This is a genomic window from Microbacterium sp. NPDC055988 (assembly GCF_042269505.1).
Lineage (GTDB): Bacteria > Actinomycetota > Actinomycetes > Actinomycetales > Microbacteriaceae > Microbacterium.
In genome coordinates, this window is the sequence record NZ_JBHJXY010000001.1 from 3,325,627 (window position 1) to 3,339,961 (window position 14,335).

General features: G+C 67.2%; 15 protein-coding genes. 8 read left to right on the top strand and 7 right to left on the bottom strand.

Translation table 11 applies throughout. The annotated features are described in order from the left end of the window. Position 1 precedes the first annotated feature (1 nt). From ACFC14_RS15960 to ACFC14_RS15970, 3 genes are all read right to left on the bottom strand, one after another. On the bottom strand, positions 2–517 hold the full coding sequence (locus ACFC14_RS15960; protein ID WP_376107234.1) for a response regulator transcription factor: 516 nt from the start codon (positions 515–517) through the stop codon (positions 2–4). 132 nt (positions 518–649) lie between these two features. Next, positions 650–1,189: an RNA polymerase sigma factor gene (locus ACFC14_RS15965; protein ID WP_376106501.1), complete on the bottom strand. Its 540-nt coding sequence runs from the start codon at positions 1,187–1,189 to the stop codon at positions 650–652. Beyond that, positions 1,189–1,770 (bottom strand): hypothetical protein, encoded by a 582-nt coding sequence (locus ACFC14_RS15970; RefSeq protein WP_376106504.1) that lies wholly within the window; start codon positions 1,768–1,770, stop codon positions 1,189–1,191. The genes ACFC14_RS15965 and ACFC14_RS15970 overlap by 1 nt, the downstream gene beginning before the upstream one ends. 261 nt (positions 1,771–2,031) lie before the next feature. On the opposite strand from ACFC14_RS15970, the gene ACFC14_RS15975 reads away from it, so the two are divergent. The 5 genes from ACFC14_RS15975 to ACFC14_RS15995 are packed head-to-tail and all read left to right on the top strand — an operon-like array spanning position 2,032 to position 5,729. Beyond that, entirely contained in the window at positions 2,032–2,340 is a 309-nt protein-coding gene (locus tag ACFC14_RS15975) for a hypothetical protein (protein ID WP_376106507.1), read from the top strand. Then, positions 2,337–2,972, top strand: coding sequence for a hypothetical protein (locus ACFC14_RS15980; RefSeq protein ID WP_376106510.1), 636 nt, complete (start codon positions 2,337–2,339; stop codon positions 2,970–2,972). Before ACFC14_RS15975 ends, ACFC14_RS15980 begins: the two co-directional genes overlap by 4 nt. Positions 2,973–2,974: 2 nt before the next feature. Continuing rightward, positions 2,975–4,072, top strand: coding sequence for a hypothetical protein (locus ACFC14_RS15985; RefSeq protein ID WP_376106513.1), 1,098 nt, complete (start codon positions 2,975–2,977; stop codon positions 4,070–4,072). Next, positions 4,063–4,683: an ATP-binding cassette domain-containing protein gene (locus ACFC14_RS15990; protein WP_376106516.1), complete on the top strand. Its 621-nt coding sequence runs from the start codon at positions 4,063–4,065 to the stop codon at positions 4,681–4,683. Before ACFC14_RS15985 ends, ACFC14_RS15990 begins: the two co-directional genes overlap by 10 nt. Then, positions 4,680–5,729, top strand: coding sequence for a hypothetical protein (locus ACFC14_RS15995; RefSeq protein ID WP_376106518.1), 1,050 nt, complete (start codon positions 4,680–4,682; stop codon positions 5,727–5,729). Before ACFC14_RS15990 ends, ACFC14_RS15995 begins: the two co-directional genes overlap by 4 nt. A 30-nt stretch (positions 5,730–5,759) precedes the next feature. Here ACFC14_RS15995 and ACFC14_RS16000 read toward each other — a convergent pair whose 3' ends face one another. The 3 genes from ACFC14_RS16000 to ACFC14_RS16010 all read right to left on the bottom strand — a co-directional run bounded on the left by ACFC14_RS16000 (position 5,760) and on the right by ACFC14_RS16010 (position 10,485). Beyond that, the gene (locus tag ACFC14_RS16000) at positions 5,760–6,356 is read right to left on the bottom strand and encodes a ComEA family DNA-binding protein (RefSeq protein WP_376106521.1); all 597 of its coding nucleotides are present in this window, start codon (positions 6,354–6,356) and stop codon (positions 5,760–5,762) included. 195 nt (positions 6,357–6,551) lie between these two features. Further along, positions 6,552–9,128, bottom strand: a complete 2,577-nt coding sequence (gene leuS, locus ACFC14_RS16005) for a leucine--tRNA ligase (protein ID WP_376106524.1) — start codon at positions 9,126–9,128, stop codon at positions 6,552–6,554. Positions 9,129–9,162: 34 nt separating this feature from the next. Next, positions 9,163–10,485 (bottom strand): anthranilate synthase component I family protein, encoded by a 1,323-nt coding sequence (locus ACFC14_RS16010; RefSeq protein ID WP_376106527.1) that lies wholly within the window; start codon positions 10,483–10,485, stop codon positions 9,163–9,165. A 41-nt stretch (positions 10,486–10,526) separates the two neighbouring features. On the opposite strand from ACFC14_RS16010, the gene ACFC14_RS16015 reads away from it, so the two are divergent. From ACFC14_RS16015 to ACFC14_RS16025, 3 genes are read left to right on the top strand one after another with little or no spacing between them, the layout of a single operon-like run. Continuing rightward, on the top strand, positions 10,527–11,198 hold the full coding sequence (locus tag ACFC14_RS16015) for a DedA family protein (protein ID WP_376106530.1): 672 nt from the start codon (positions 10,527–10,529) through the stop codon (positions 11,196–11,198). Between the two features lie 4 nt (positions 11,199–11,202). After that, entirely contained in the window at positions 11,203–12,228 is a 1,026-nt protein-coding gene (locus ACFC14_RS16020) for an App1 family protein (RefSeq protein ID WP_376106533.1), read from the top strand. A 16-nt stretch (positions 12,229–12,244) separates the two neighbouring features. Then, positions 12,245–13,126 carry a 3-methyladenine DNA glycosylase gene (locus ACFC14_RS16025; RefSeq protein WP_376106536.1) on the top strand — a complete coding sequence of 294 codons (882 nt, stop codon included), beginning with the start codon at positions 12,245–12,247 and terminating at the stop codon, positions 13,124–13,126. Between the two features lie 3 nt (positions 13,127–13,129). On the opposite strand, the gene ACFC14_RS16030 is transcribed toward ACFC14_RS16025, so the two are convergent. Next, positions 13,130–14,335, bottom strand: a complete 1,206-nt coding sequence (locus ACFC14_RS16030) for a glycoside hydrolase family 3 N-terminal domain-containing protein (protein WP_376106539.1) — start codon at positions 14,333–14,335, stop codon at positions 13,130–13,132.

Here is a 14,335-nt window from a genome sequence, read left to right on the forward strand (position 1 = left end):
GTTATCGGTGGACGACCCCTCGCATCTCTTCCGTCGTTCGCATCTCCCGCCCCACAGATACCCGTGGACGCGTCACGCGAGAGTGATGAGGCGGCGGGGTCAACAGGCCGCAGGCGCGAACGGCTTCGAGCCGAGTGCTGACCTGCAACGTCGCGTAGGCGTCGTGGAGATGCCGTTTGACAGTTCCCACGGAGATGACGAGCGCTTCAGCGATGTCCTGGTTCGTCGAACCGTGGGCTACGTGGGTGAGGACCTGCCACTGCCGCGGTGTGAGCAGAGCCTGTGATGCCCCGCGCGTCATGCTGATTCGCACTTCCGTGAGCAGTGCGCGGATGCCGCCTCCTGCCGAGATGTGGCAGACATAGGCAGGATACTGATGCGTCGATGGCACCCCGGACTCGTGCAACAGGATCGTGCGCACACGCCTTGTGCGACGGGCTTCTCGCGGTGGAAGCATTGTCGGATCGCTGACCAGCAGGTCTTGCGGGCGCAACAAGTCCGCCTCCGGATCAGCCATACGCTGCACCCGGTGGCCATCTGCGAGGAGAGCGTGCTCCACGGCATCGGTCAACCACTCCGATGCCAGACACACGCTCACCTGGGGTCTGGTACTCGGCAAGGCGTCGTTTCGACGACTGGCAGAACGTTCTCAGGCGTCGCTCTGGAGGGTGAGATCAGCCCGAAGCTTCGCCCGCGCCCGCGCATACCTGCTGCGGACGGTCGCCGGCTTCTTGCCGAGGATCTTCGCCGCCTCCGCGAGGGAGAACCCGTCCCAGTGGACGAGCTGGATGACCTCGCGATCGCCCACCGGGAGTGCCTCGAGTGCCTCCCACACATCGTCGCGCACCGGGCGGGAGTCGCCGATGATGAGCGCTTCTCCCTTGAGCCTGTCGCTGAGCTTCCGCCTGCGTGAGAGCGCGCGTCTGTGGTTGGCGAGCACGTTCCGGGCGATCCCGAACGTCCACATCCGTGCCTCGATGCGGTCGGACGGCATGGCGTCGACCTTGCGCCACATGGTCAGCAGCACCTCACCGGTGAGGTCCGCGGCATCGTCCGTGGAGACGACACGTCGAACGAAGTAGCCGAACAGTGCCCGCTTGCTTTCATCGATCAAGGCAGGAAGGTCGAGCCTGTCGTCGCTCCACATCGACACCAGCGCCTCGAGGGGCTCCTCGGAACGGCCGGGCATCAGTGCCGCACCCATGTGCAGGTCGAAGTGCCGGAGGTGCCGATACCGGGTCCGTTGATCAATTCGAACGGGATCTCCTCCACGACCGCGGTGCCGATACCCGAGGACACTGTCAGCTGGTCCAGGTCCTCCTGAGTGAGCTCGGGGTCCACGGCAGGGTCGCCGACGGACGTCGGGTTCTTCTCGCCGAGGTCGTAGCCGCGTTGGCCGATGCCGGTCCAGTCGTGCGACGCGATCCATTCCTTCGCCTCGGTGACGTTCGTGCCATCCCACGACCGGACCGCGAGTGAGAACGTGCACTCGACCGTCTTGCCCTCATCCGTAACGTAGGTGATCGGAATGACAGCATCCGGAGTGAAGTTCGGGGCGATGTAGACGGTAGCCGCCGTCCCGAGAACTCCGACGCCCAGAAGCGCACCCAGCGTCGCTGCGATTCGGAGGCCCCGCCGGCGACGTGGGGGCCGCGCGTGCTGCTCTACGGCGTTGCTGGCGACGCGTTCGAGCATCGCATCAAGAATCTCCGGCGACTCCGCCCACTTATCACGCGGAGTGAGCAGCCGGTTGAGCTGAGTGTCGTCCATGAGTTTCCTCCGATGATCCGTTCACTACCGCTCATGTCCGATCATCCCCGAAGTGTTGCATCGGTGCAGAAAAATCTCTGGAATCGCACGATATGTATCCATGGATACATATCGTGCTTCGCGCGCGTGATCCACCCTCGAAGCAGGTCAACTCCGACCTCTGAGAGAAATGAGAACTCCATGAGTCGTACGCGTTCAGCGGCGCCGCGCCGCCACAGCAAACGCCCCCTCGCTATCGCTGCAGCTGCAGCGATCGTAGCCATGGGACTCGTCGGCGGTATCGCCGCACCCGCCATGGCATGGGGTAGCGTCACGGTTGGGCCGCCTGCGGGATGCACCGGCAACGCCAAGGGTAAGAGTTGGACCAGCGGTTCGACGGCCTACGCCAACACGGCCGAGTCTGGCAACATCTGCCTCGTGATCGTCCCCGTTCACGCCGGCCTGCGCCAGTCCGGCGGCAGTACCCTGTGGAACGGTAGCACTGGCGTGCACTTCGCTCAGGCGTCAGCGATCGCATCGAACGGCTACGTCGGTGGATGGCACCGCTGGGGCGGCAAGGTCGCGAGTTGAGCCGATACTCTCGGGGCCCGCTGCTCAGGACCCTCGTCATCGCGGGTGCCGCGAGCATGCTGTTGCTGACCGCATGCTCCGTACAGACGCCGGGTCAGGGTGGCGGGCCCTTGTCAGCGGAGCAGATCAAGAGCACCGCAGATAAGTTCCGTGAGGACGGCAACGAGTGGCTGGCAGGCTTGCTGGAGGATGGTGAAGTCGACGCTGCCGACTACGCAGCCGCGTCGGAGCGCTATGCCTCGTGCATGCGCGGACTCGGATACGAAGTTCCCGCACCCATGGTGAACCCGACGAACTCGATGACGCACATCTACGACATCGACATGGGCACGCGTGAGCCGGATGCCTTCGGGGAGGACGACCTCTCGTGCAAGAACCCTAACCTGAATGTCATCGAGGCGGCCTATCTGAACACGGGCGCACAGCGGATGGACGAGTCGCTTCGCATCGCCGCACAAGAATGCATGGCCGAACTGGACTACGAGATCCCGGACGATGCACGAGACATCCGCGCCTTCAGCGGTGATCCGACCGCCGACGAGGGCGCACAGCGCGAAGCAGCCGCGACATGCATCAGTGACGAGGCGCTGCGCCTCTTCCCCGAGCTGCCGTATGTCGGAGTGGCGTATTGAACATGACCGCTGAGCAATCCCCGCGCCGACGCCGTGACGTAGCCTTCTGGGTCGTCGCGGTCTGCTGGATTCTGGCGCCAGTCATCGGCGTGGGCCTGCTCTATCAATACCTCTCCACGAAGACCGTCGTCGCGACTCAAGAAGTCTGGGCGCCGGCGCTCAGCGCCGAAGAAACGCGCGCCCAGGCAGTCGGCCTCGCACTCGAGTGGAGCGACGGTGCCGAGATCCCCGCGCCTGCATGGTCGGGGACGGTCGTTCGCGTCAACGTTCAACCTGGCGGCGTGCTCAAGAGCGGAGACGCGGTCGTCGATGTCGATCGCGTGAAGCGCATCGCGGCCTTCATGAATGTACCTCTCTACCGCGCCCTCGTTCCCGGATCCGCCGGGGAGGACGTTAAAGCGCTGCTCGAGTTCCTCAGCACCCGGGGCATCGACGTCCCGGACAGCGACCGACTCGGCTGGGACGCATGGCTGCAGGTCTCCGCGTTCGCGAAGTCCATCGGCGTCGACACCACGCAGGGATTGGCGTCCTTCGATCCAGGGTGGCTGGTCTTCATCCCGGCAACCGAACTCACCGTCAGCGAAGTGCATGTGAAGGCGGGTCGACCGGCTCCCGCCAGCGGCGAACCCGTTGCCACAGCCATGGACCAACTCGTGTCGGCGCACATCGTCACGCCCGAGGCCATCGCTGAGGTCACTGAGGACAACCCGATCAGCCCAGACGCGATTGCCTCTTCCACTGTCGCTGTTCCCGAAGATGCCGTCGTACTGTTCGGCCAGAAGGAACTCGCAGTCGACGAGGCTCGGACCGCAATCGATCCCGCAGCGCTCCCCCAGATAGCCGCTGGGGTCACACAAGGAGCTCTCACCTCATCTGCACGCGTCGTCACCCCTCAGCCTGCGGCGATCGTCGTGCCCGCCGCCGCAGTTCTCACCGGCACAGACGGAACCTGTGTCATCGTCCGCGACGGGGAGAAGCGCCGTGTCGTTGCCGCTGAGACGATCGAGTCCGTCGACGGCACCTCGCTCATAGCAGCGAAGGTGAAGTCCGGCGAGAGCGTGCTCGTCAACCCCTCAGCTACCGGCGCGACATGCGCATAGTCGCACGAGATCTCGGTATGAGATTCGGCTCTCGATGGCTATTCCAGGGCTTGGACTTTGCATGGGAGCCTCCCTCTTTCGTCAGCGTCACCGGCCCCTCCGGTTCCGGCAAGACGACTCTTCTGGGCGTCATCTCCGGTTCCATCCAGGCCTCAGCCGGGGACTGCATCGCCGAAACCGATGAGAACCGAGCACCGTCGTCCGCTGGATGGATCGTGCAGAACAGCCCCTTGCTTGTCAGCCGAACGGCGCTGGAGAACGTGGCGCTCGGTCCCCTCTTTCGGCGCGTTCCACAGTCCGAGTCGCTGGCTCGGGCTGAGCAGGAGATGGCTCGCCTGGGCATCGAACATCTAGCGAACGTCCGCGCCAAGAAGCTCTCCGGTGGCGAGCGGCAGAGAGTCACTGTCGCTCGCGCTCTCGCATCCCAGGCGCGACTGATTCTCGCCGATGAGCCCACATCCTCTCTCGACGCGGAGGCGAAAGTGCGGGTGGCCACTGCCCTCCGCAGTGCAGCCGACGACGGTGCCCTTGTCATCATGGCGACGCACGACAAGGACGTGGCGGCCTTCGCCGACACGGTGTTCGACATCGGGCAGAGAACGACCCGATGAAGATCGCCGACTGCGTCTCCGAAGCGATCAGCAACGCCTTCGCCCGCCCTCTTCAGACAGCGCTGATCGCGGTGCTCTCGGCAGCGCTGGCATTCGCGGCATTCATCCTCCCGTGGGCGACTGTCTCGCAGGCGCACGCGATGCTTGAGCAGGACATCGCCGAGGGGCGATCGATCATCGTGGTCGGCAGCAGTGGAGGACAAATCTCCACGGAGCGCTGCGACCTGCTCCGTTCGGTTGCAGGAGTCACCACCGCCGGTGCCGTCCTGCGACCGGTGGAGTTGAGATCCACCGGCGGACGACCGATCTCCGCTGTGCTGGTCACTCCCGGGTTGCCGGCTCTGCAGTGGCCAGAACTCCCAGACCTCGCCCCAGGAACCGTCGTCGTGCCTTCGACCGAGAACGCTCTTGCAAGCGGCGTCCCCACCCCGGCGATGATCGACGGCGCCGAGCGCCAACTCACAGCCGGGGGCACCGCCATCTCGGCAGGACGCATCTCCAGCCTCCATGCGAAGGTGATGATCCCGTCATCGACCCAAAGCGTGGCCACCGAATGTTACGTCGAGGCGACTCCAGGGGCCGAAGCAGGGATCACGTCGGTAGCCGCAGCATGGTTCCCCGCCTCAGAGGGTGCCCGCACGATCCCGCTGGTGCCGGGGAGACCAGCTGGCGCGACGAGCCAAGAGCTCCTCTCTTCCAGCCCACAGCTCTGGGTCATTCTCTGCGCCGTCGGCATCATCGTGTTCGCTGTCGGATCGTCCGTCTGGAGCCGGCGCCATGACTTCGCCGTCTACCAACAACTCGGACTCTCACACCGAGGGTCGCTGGTGATGACTCTGGTCGAGTCCACGATCACGGTCTACATCCCTGCCGCAGGGGGAGTACTCGCCGCCGTGGCGGTCGCCAGCCTCGGCGACGTGCGCACGGAGGCGCTCGAGTTCGCCAGCACCTCTGCGGCGATGTTCATGCTGGGTATCACTATCGTTCCGGTCGTTGCGACCTTCATCTGCACATCCGTCGGGCGTTCGAGCGCGGGGAAACTATGAACGCCCGGCACGACGTCTGGTCGCGCGTCGTCACACCCGTACCCCATCGCGCAGGCCGGCGAGCAGCTTCTCACCGATACCGGGCACGGCGAGCAGGTCGTCGACGGAGCCGAAGCGCCCGTTCTCATCGCGCCAAGCGATGATGCGTTCGGCCAGTGCCGGACCGATGCGCGGCAACGTCTCCAGAGCGGCCTGATCGGCGGTGTTGAGGTCGACGCGGTCGTCTCCCGGCGGTCCCGCTCCCGGCGCAGCGGCCACCGCCCCCGCGGCCGGGACGACGATCTGCTCGCCGTCTTCCAGCAGCCTCGCGAGATTGACCGCCGCCAAGTCGGCATCGTCGTTCGCGCCACCCGCCGCCGCCAATGCGTCGACCAGACGTGCGTCCAGGTCCAGCACGTAGATGCCGGGGTGCGCGACCGCCCCCAGAACGTGCACGTACAGCTCCCCGGAACCACCGGCGGTCGACGTCTCATCCGGCAACGGCACGGATGCGGTCGGGGATGCCTGGCCGCGCAGAAGACCGAGGCCGACGGCGGCAGACAGCACGACGAGCGCGAGAACGACCCCGGCTCCGATGCTCAGGCGCAGTCGACGCCGTGGCGGGGGTGGTGCCTGCGGAGATGCCATCCGGCCAAGCTAGGCGCGGGAAACGGACTCCCCGGGCACCGAAGACCCGAGTCGTGGACAACCGCTGCCCCCGTGCAGGTGGTGCAGAGCGGCCGGCCCGCGCATTTCCGCAGCACGACAGGCATGACGGCGACGGCCCCTGGCCCTCACCGAAGCGAGAACCAGGGGCCGAAAATCATCCCCGGCGAGAGGAGATCAGCCCTTCACGACGATGCTGACGATCTTGGGCGCGCGCACGACGACCTTCACGATCTCGCGGTCGCCGATCGAACGGATCACTCGCTCGTCGGCACGAGCCAGTGCTTCGAGCTCGGACTCACCGATGCGCGCCGAGACCTCGAGCTGTGCACGGACCTTGCCGCCCACCTGCACGACAGCGGTGACCGTGTCCTCGACCAGCAGCGCGGGATCGGCGGATCTCCAGGTAACGAGGCCGACGGAGGGCTCGTGACCGAGCATCTCCCACATCTCCTCCGCGGTGTGCGGGGCGATCAGGTCGAGCATCACGGCGATCGTCTCGGCGGCCTCGCGCACCGCGGGGTCCGCAGCACCGGCGTTGCCGTCGATCGTCTTACGGGTGACGTTCACGAGTTCCATCAGGCGAGCGACGAGCACGTTGAACTTCGTCTGCTCGACCAGAGCGGGAGCCTCCGCAAGCAGCTTGTGCGTCGCGCGACGCAGTGCCGCATCGCCGCCGTCGAAGACCACGTCCACCGGGCTGGAGACCTCGCCGGCGACGCGCATCGCTCGCGCCAGGAACTTCTGGGCGCCCGTCGTGGAGACATCGGCCCAGTCCTTGTCATCCTCGACCGGGCCGGCGAACGCCAGTCCGACACGGAGCGCGTCGGCACCGTGGGCATCGAGCTCGTCCTGGAACAGCACCAGGTTGCCCTTGCTCTTCGACATCTTGGTGCCGTTGAGGATGACCATGCCCTGGTTGATCAGGTTCGAGAACGGCTCCGTGAAGTCGATCAGGCCCATGTCGAACAGCACTTTGGTGATGAAGCGCGCGTACAGCAGGTGCAGGATCGCGTGCTCGACGCCGCCGATGTAGGAGTCGACCGGAGCCCAGCGAGCCGCCTGAGCGGGATCGAACGCCACGGTGTCGCTGTTCGGCGACAGGAACCGCAGGAAGTACCACGAACTGTCCACGAAGGTGTCCATGGTGTCGGGATCGCGCAGCACCGGGTCACCCGTCGCCGGATCGGTCGTGCGCACCCAGCTCTCGGCACCGCCCAGCGGTGACGTGCCCTTGGGCTTGAGGTCGAGTCCTTCGACGCTCGGCAGCTTCACGGGGAGCTTGTCCTCGGGGACCGGGATGATGCTGCCGTCCTCGGCGTGGAGCATCGGGATCGGCGTGCCCCAGAACCGCTGGCGCGAGATCAGCCAGTCGCGCAGCCGGTAGTTCTTCGCGGCACGACCGGTGCCGGTCGACTCCAGCTGCTCGATCGCGCGGGCGATCGCGTTGCGCTTGGAGAGACCGTTCAACGCACCGGAGTTGATCATGCGGCCATCGCCGGTCAGCGCGATGCCGGTCGATGCCGGGTTCTGCTCCTCCAGCGCGGCGCCGGTGTCGATGGGCACACCCTCGTCGTCGACCTCGATCACGGGCATCGCGCCGGTGACGGGAGCCGTCGTGTCGACGACGACCTTGACCGGCAGGTCGAACGCGCGGGCGAAGTCCAGGTCGCGCTGATCGTGCGCCGGGACGGCCATGACCGCACCGTGCCCGTAGTCGGCCAGCACGTAGTCGGCCGCCCACACCGGTAGTTTCTCGCCGTTGACCGGGTTGATCGCGTAGCGCTCGAGGAAGACACCGGTCTTCGGGCGGTCCGTGGACTGCCGGTCGATATCGGTCTCCTTCTGCACCTGCTCCAGGTACGTCTGGAAGCGTCCGCGCACCTCGTCGGGTGCGTCGGCAGCGAGCTCGGACGCGAGGTCGGAGTCCGGGGCGACGACGAAGAACGTGGCGCCGTGCAGCGTGTCAGGGCGCGTCGAGAAGACCGTCACCGGCTCCGGGCGACCCTCGATCACGAAGTCGACGTCCGCGCCGATCGAGCGGCCGATCCAGTTGCGCTGCATCTGCAGCACCTTGTGCGGCCAGAAGCCCTCGAGCTGGTTCAGGTCGTCGAGCAGTCGATCGGCGTAGTCCGTGATGCGGAAGTACCACTGTGTGAGCTTCTTCTTGATGACCTCGGCACCACAGCGCTCGCAGCGACCGTCGACGACCTGCTCGTTGGCGAGCACCGTCTGGTCGTTGGGGCACCAGTTGACCGGGCTCTTCTTGCGGTACGCCAGACCGCGCTCGTGCATCTTCAGGAACAGCCACTGGTTCCAGCGGTAGTACTCGGGGTCGGACGTGTGCAGCACGCGGGTCCAGTCGAACGAGACTCCGTACGCCTGGAACCCCTCCTTCTGCTGCGCGATGTTCTGGTAAGTCCACTCGCGGGGGTCGGCCCCACGGCGGATCGCCGCGTTCTCGGCGGGCAGACCGAAGGAGTCCCAGCCGATCGGGTTCAGCACGTTGTGCCCGCGGTGGCGCCAGAAACGGGCCACGATGTCGGAGTAGAGGTAATTCTCCGCGTGCCCCATGTGCAGGTCGCCCGAGGGGTAGGGGAACATCGCGAGGACGTATCGCCGCGGCCGGGTGTCCTCGTCGCCGCCGGTGAGGAACGTACCGTTCTCCGCCCAGTACTTCTGCCACTTCGTCTGGATGGCGTGCGCCGACGGGGCCTCGTCGTCGGCGGGAGCGGTGGACAGGTTCTCAGACAACGAACGCACGACCAATCTGAAGGAAAAAGCGGGATCAGTTCAGGATATCGGAACGCCAGAGCGCAGGCATTTCCGCACCGAGCGCGGCGAGGGGCGCTCGCGCCTTCGTCGCCACCTCGGCGACTTCGGCCGCCGGCACCGAACCCCAGGTGATCCCTCCCCCGGCGCCGACGACCGCCCGCTCCCCATCGATCAGGATGCTGCGGATGACCATCGCCAGATCGAGCCCACCATCCGCCCCGATGTAGCCGAAGCAGCCGGCATAGACGCCGCGCGGCCCGCCTTCCAGCCCCTGCAGTCTCGTCATCGCCGAGAGCTTGGGCGCACCCGTCATGCTGCCGGCGGGGAAGGCGGCGTCGAGCAGCGAACCGACGGTCGTCCCGGCGGCAGCGACACCGCTCACCGTGCTCACGAGCTGATGCACGGCGGGATAGCTCTCGACCACCCACAGCCCGTCCACGCGGATGCTTCCCGGTTCGCACACGCGGGAGAGGTCGTTGCGCATCAGATCGACGATCATCACGTTCTCCGCGCGCTCCTTCCGATCGAGTGCGAGCTCTGCGGCCAGAGCGGCATCCTCCGCCGGGTCGGCACTGCGGGGACGGGTGCCCTTGATGGGGCGGGTGCGGATCACGCCGCCGTCGACGTGGAGGAACTGCTCCGGGCTGGCGCTGAGCAGCGTGCGGTCGCCGATCCGGAGGAATCCGCCGTGATGCGCGGGCGTCGCAGCGCGCAGGCGACGGTAGACGTCGACGGCATCATGCGGGCCGACCACGGTGAACCGCGTCGTCAGGCACAGCTGGTACGCGATGCCGGCGCGGATCAGATCACGGCAGCGCTCGATGAGCGCGGCGTACTCCTGCGGGTCGTGTCGCCCCTCGGCGACACGGGAGTCGCCGTCGGGTAGCGTCGGCGGGACCATCTCGTCCGGCGCGTCCTCGACAGCGGAGACTCGAGCCGCCCAGGCCGGAAGGTCGCCGTGGGCGCTGAGCGCCCAGACGCGCCGCGCGGCGTGATCGAAGGCGACCACGTGCGTGGCCCGCAGCCAGGTGCCGCCGGTCTCGTCGACGCGCCCGCTCGCCGGCGCACCGGCAGCCGCGGCTCCGGACTCGTAGTCGAGCCATCCCACCCAGCCTCCGGAGAACGGCGGAACGGTCGGATCGACAGGAGCGCCTCCCAGAGCCACCTCCCGGGGCAGGGACGAGCGCTCCCCCGTGCCGACGAAGCTCCAGCCCTCCGTGGCATCCGCTCCCGCGTCGAGCCAGAAGAGATCCGCGACCTGTGCCTCGAGCATCCGGAACACGGACGACGGCTTCACCCAGGACGGAAGAAGTCGAGCGGTCAGTTGTTCGGGCACCTTTCCAGCCTAGGACCGGGCCGCTCCCGTATTCTCATGACGTGGACGACCTCCTGCTCTGGCTCCTCGACACCGTGCAGTCGATCGATCCGATCACGCGCACTCTGGTCGCAGGGCTCGCCGTCATGCTGGAGACCAGCATCCTCATCGGGCTGATCGTCCCCGGGGACACCATCGTCATCATCGCCTCGATGGGCGTCGCCACCGTCTGGGAGGGCATCGCGATGGGCGTCGCCGTCGTGATCGGCGCGCTGATCGGCGAGAGCATCGGATTCTGGCTCGGCCGTTGGCTCGGCCCGCACATCCGCGTGTCCTGGCTCGGCCGCAAGATCGGCGAACACAACTGGGTCAGGGCAGAGAACTATCTCGAGCGCCGCGGCGGCATCGCGATCTTCCTGTCGCGATTCCTCCCGGTGCTGCACTCCCTCGTCCCCCTCACCGTCGGTATGAGCGAGTACCCGTATCGCAAGTTCCTGGCATGGACCGCCCCAGCGTGCATCCTCTGGGCGACCGCGTATGTGAGTGTGACCTCCCTCGCGGCCGGCAGCTTCCGTGAGCTCGTGGATCGCGTGCACTTCGCGGGCTACATCTTCGTCGGCGTCATCGCGCTCTTCCTGCTCCTCGCGTACCTCGGCAAGAAGCTGCTGCAGCGGCTCGAAGCCCGCCATCAGGAGGCACCGGAGTCGGCAACCGACTCCGACGTGAAAGACTGAGTCAATGGCATCGGCTCCCCCAGCCCCCCGGATCCACTGGTTCGCCCGACTCGAGCATCGCTTCCATGTCTGGCGTGAAGGTCGTGCGCGCCGCCGCGGCCGTGTCGCCACGATCCTCCCGTTCCCCGGTTACGGCGGTCCCGGCTGGGTGCGCGTGGTCGGCCGAGTGCTGATCGTGCCCCCGCAGCGCCGCACCCGCGACGGCGAGCCGGCGAGCGTGCGCGGCTGGCGCAGCTTCGTCGGGATCCCCGTCGGGTACGCGTCCGTGAGCGTGCATTTCGGAGACACCACACATCAGCTGGTCGCCGACCGCGGAGGTGTGGTCGATGCGAAGATCCCGGTCGACCTGGAGCCCGGCTGGCAGACGTTCATGATCTCGGTCGAGGGACAGGAACCGGTCGAGGCGGGCGCCTTCATCGTCGCGGAGGGAACCACGTTCGGTGTCGTGTCCGATGTGGACGACACCGTCATGGTCACAGCACTGCCGCGTCCGTTCATCGCGTTCTGGAACTCGTTCGTGCTCGACGAGCACGCCCGTCTCCCCGTCCCCGGGATGGCCGTGCTCCTCGACCAGCTGCTGCGGCAGCACCCCGGAGCGCCGATGGTGTACCTGTCCACCGGCGCGTGGAACGTCGCCCCGACCCTCTGGCGGTTCCTCGGTCGCCATCTCTTCCCGGCGGGCTCGATGCTGCTGACCGACTGGGGCCCGACGCATGAGCGCTGGTTCCGCAGCGGGCGTGAGCACAAACTCACCAATCTGCGTCGGCTGGCGACGGAGTTCCCCGATGTGAAGTGGCTGCTGATCGGCGACGACGGTCAGCACGATGAAGCGATCTACTCGCAGTTCATGGACGAGCATCCCGATTCGGTCGCCGGCGTCGCCATCCGGCGGCTGCTGCCTGCCGAGGCGGTGCTCGCCGGCGGACGTGCCGGCCGTGAACCGCACTCCGAAGATGTGGCACCGTGGGTGAGCGCCGAAGACGGCGCCGGACTCCGCGACCTCCTCGGTGAAGCCGGCATCCTGCACTGACGAAACCACAGCAGACATGGACACGCTCGTCGAGAAGACGATCCCCCGCGATGAATGGCTCACCCGTGAGCAGGCGCATCAGGAGCGCGCGGACACCCTGACGGCCGGGCATCGCGAGCGCGCTGCCCGATCCGAGAAGCACCCCGTGTGGGACTTCCTCCACACCTACTACTCCTACAAGCCCGCGCAGCTTCGGCGGTGGCACCCGGGAGCAGGGGTCGAGCTGCAGGATGCGCCGGAACGCCTCTCGTGGCGCTGGTACTCGCCGGGTGAAACCGAGGGGGGCGCCGTGCCAGATCCCCGCCGGTTCGCGCAGGAGAAGGCGGACCTCGCCGCCCTCGTCGAACGGATGCTGCGCCGCACGGCTTCGCGCCCCGGACAGTTCGGCTGTTTCGGACTGCACGAGTGGGCCATGGTGTACCAGGCGGACGAGCATCGCCACGCGGTGCCGCTGCGTCTGGGACAGGCGGGCACGGATGCGGTCGTCGAGAGCCATGACCTGCGCTGCACCCACTTCGACGCATTCCGGTTCTTCACCCCGGAGGCCGTTCCCCGCAACCGCACGCCCCTGAGTCGCGACGATCAGCCGCTGTTCGAGCAACCAGGGTGTCTGCATGCGGGGATGGATCTCTACAAGTGGGCGACGAAGCTCGGACCGCTCATCCCGGGCGAACTCCTCCTCGACTCGTTCGAGCTGGCGCGCGACATCCGGCTGCTCGACATGGAGGCCGCGCCCTACGATCTCTCCGCCTGGGATGTCACCCCGGTGCGCATCGAGACGCCCGAGGGCAAGGCGGAGTACGTGCGTCGGCAGCGCGGATTCGCCGAACGCGGTGCAGTTCTGCGCACTACCCTGCTGGCCGCGTGGCTCGGCGACAGCGCACGAGCAGCGGCCTGAGCGTCACTGCACCGGTTCGCAGTCGGCGCAGAGCGTCCACCGCGCCGATGCCGCTGCCAGTTGCGTGCGCAGCGTGAGCACCCGCGTCGCCGCCTCTTCGAGCCGCTCCTTCGGCAGCGTGCCGGCGTCGACCGCGGCCGCGATTCTGGCCGCCATCTTCCCCGCCGTCTGCGCGTCGGAACCCGCGATCATCAGCACCAGGTCGTTGCCGGCGGCGATCGCGGCGACGCCGTTGGCGACCGGATCCGCGTAGACGGGATTCCCCGACGACAGCAGCATGCCAAGGTCGTCGGTCACCGCCACCCCTTCGAAGCCGAGCTCCTCCCTGGCGATCTGGTGCCACTTCGGAGAGAGGGAGGCGGGCAGGGTGTCGACGGCGGTGTAGGCGAGATGCCCGTACATGAGGAGAGACGCTCCGGCATCGATGCCCGCCGCGAACGGAACCGCCTCGGTGCTGCGCCATTCGTCGAGTCCCATGCTCGTGCTCGGGATCGCGGAGTGCGAGTCGCCGGGGGCGGCGCCGTGTCCGGGAAAATGCTTGAGCGTCGACGCGAGGAACTGTTCCTGTGCGACAGTGGCAGCCGTCACCCGATCCGCGGCGCTCGCGGGGTCGGTGCCGAGCGCGCGACCGTAGATGAAGGTTCCCGAGTCGGCCGTGAAGTCGGCCACCGTGCCGAAGTTCACCGTGATCCCCGCCCGGGCCACGAGGGACCCTCGAGCCGTGAACGCTGCGGAGGTGTCATCGACCGGCTGCCCCTTGAGCGCGGTGGAGGCCGCGTAGTCGTCGCCGTGCAGCCGCGAGACGATGCCGCCCTCCTGGTCGACCGCGATCAACGGGGGCAACGCGGGATCGATGGTCATCGCGGCGGTGAGAGCCTGCAGCTCGGACTCCGTCGCGGGGATGTTCGCGCCCATCAGGATGAACCCGCCGAGACCGGACTGCATGTAGGTCCGGAGCGCGGCCGGGTCCGTGCCCGACACGTGGCCCATGACCACCGTAAAAGCCTGCTCTGCCACGGACATTTCCTGCACCAGAGCGGTCGCATGCGCAGCCGGCCCGGTGGTGTCCCCGGCCGAGGAGACGGCGGCCGGGGTGTGGGAGCCAACCGTCGACGGGATGGGCGACGCGACGGCTGCCGGCGAGGCGCACATCGCTGCCGTCGCGACGACCGCCAGTGCTCCTGCGGCCCAGCGACGGTATCGAGACAT